This is a genomic window from Campylobacter sp. 2018MI34, from assembly GCF_016598975.1.
GTDB lineage: Bacteria > Campylobacterota > Campylobacteria > Campylobacterales > Campylobacteraceae > Campylobacter_D.
On record NZ_JAENKS010000046.1, the window covers coordinates 1 to 2,150 of the forward strand.

The window sequence follows — 2,150 nt, forward strand, 5'->3', positions numbered from 1 at the left end:
TTATATCTAAATTATCTTTACCTTGTATGAGTTCAAATTTAAGATTTGATTTTATTTTCTTTAGTTCTTCTTTTAAGAAAGTATTATTTAGAGCATTTAGGTTTTTTAAGAATAAAGAGGGGGTCATTTAAATCTCCCACTCTTTTATAGCTTTATTAATGGTTTCATTTTGAGCTTTTAAATAATCTAAAATTTGCAAAAACCAAAGATTTTGAGAAGAAAGAAAATCTAGCAATTTTTCATCTTGCTTTAAAGAATTTAAAACTTCATACTTTATAACTTCACATTCATTATGAAAATACATAGCCTGTGAAAGTTCATTAAATAATTTTAATGTTTTTAATTCTTTAAAAAACTGAAGTAAATTATCTTTAATTTTTCTAAGAGTTTGTAAATTTTTTTGCTCTTTTTTAAATTCATAGTCTAATTTTTTGAGTTCATTTTTACATTTTTTAATGTAATTTTCACTCTCATTGATATTTTTTTCAAGATTTTTCTTCGTCTTTTTTAATTTTTCCTTCATTTTATCTAAGCTTAAAGATTTTGGAAATTCAAAAGGTTTGCAAAGATCCTCTTTTAAAAGCTCTTCGCAAACTTCTTTAAAAGGTTTTTCTATAGTTCCTTCTATCCTTGCTCCACCTTCTGTGCAATTGTAAGTAGTAATGCCTAATTTAGTTTTGGTAAAAAAAATATCTTTTTCAAAATGTTGTCTAAAAAGCTGCCAAGAAAGTTGAGTTCTAACTTCTCCTTTTCCTCCATAAGCCAAAGTATAAAGTTCGCCTCTTACTTCATCACCTTGCTCTCCAAAAATATGCTCTAAAGCGTGACTTTTACCACTTTGAGCATAGGCTAAGTCTTGCCCTATTAAAATAACATTTTTAAATCTTAATGCGCCGATTAATTCATAAATCATATTAGCAACGCTCATTCCTACACCAAGATAGCCATATTCATCAAGTTTTAAAGAACCTGCTGAATTTAAAGGTCGATGCACTATCATATAGCGTCTATGATTCCTTTCTAGGTATTCTATAGTTTTTTTATATACCACAGAAGCTAAGATAAAAAGTATATCCTTATCAAAATCTCCAAAATCATTATTAAAAAATTCAGAAGTTAAAACAACTCTTTCTAAAGACAAAACATAATCAGGCTTAATATTGTGTTTGGCTAAAATTGGATAAGAACTATCAGCACAAAAAATAGCTACCTTATTTTGATACTCTTTAAGTAAGGGAAGTTGTTTAGTAAGCGAAGGTCCTGTTGATACTATTATAGCATTTTCAAGTTTTGCTCTCCTTGATTTTAAAAACTCTTGAAAAATTCCATGACTTAACATTTTAGGAATATTATTTAAAGTATGTTCTATTCCTGTCATAGAGTCTATAGGATCATTGCCGTGATTTAATACTACAAATCTTATAATTTCCATTAAATCTTTATTTAAGCTTTCGATTTTATCATAATAATGTTTTGCATAAAAAGAACTATGGATATGAAGATTATAAATTTTAATACTCTTTTTTATAAACTCAAAAGAAAATAAAGCATTTAAGGAAGCCAAGTTAAGATCTTTAGTATAAAAAAGTATAAGTTTTTCGCTTTTAATTTCTTTAGAAAAATCAAAAAGATGAAAAGCTAAAGCTAAAATTTCAAGCTCATCTTCAAATACAACGATAGCTTTATGATTTTTATTTTCACATAAAATTTTATAAAGTTTTCCATTTCCAAAACCATAAAAAAACAAAACAGGATATTTAAAAAAATCATTTTTAAAGAGTTCTAAATTTTTATTTAGTTCTTCATTCACATTTTCATAAATTTTATCATTATCATTTCTTATGAAATTAGCTTCTTTATCTATGCTAAAACTAGAAAAATTTTCTAAAGATCTAAGCTTATAAGCTAAAACTTGATCAACCTCAAAAAGTGTTGCTGTGTTTTTTAAAAAGAGCTCTTTTGCCCCGTCCATTTTTCAAGTCCCCTTTTATATAACTCTTCTTCTAAAGGCTTAATGTTTTTTATTAAAGCAAGTTCAAGTGCATTAATATGTGCATATATCATTTTAAGCCATTCTAAATGTTCTTTAATCCAAATTAAAGATTTATTAAAAGAATCTTCTTTTGTTTTTACTTTTAAGACATAAATTC

The 2,150-nt window shown here is 25.9% G+C and carries 3 protein-coding genes; all 3 read right to left on the reverse strand.

Translation table 11 applies throughout. The annotated features are described in order from the left end of the window. Positions 1-127: hypothetical protein (locus JG676_RS09035; RefSeq protein WP_246801811.1), on the reverse strand; the 127-nt coding region annotated here is incomplete at its 3' end. Next, complete coding sequence (locus JG676_RS07630) at positions 128-1,972, reverse strand: motility associated factor glycosyltransferase family protein (protein ID WP_200217850.1); 1,845 nt, start codon at positions 1,970-1,972, stop codon at positions 128-130. It lies immediately after the preceding gene. Next, positions 1,945-2,150, reverse strand: a 206-nt coding sequence (locus JG676_RS07635; RefSeq protein WP_200217851.1) for a hypothetical protein, incomplete at its 5' end; no start/stop codon positions are given. The genes JG676_RS07630 and JG676_RS07635, both read right to left, overlap by 28 nt.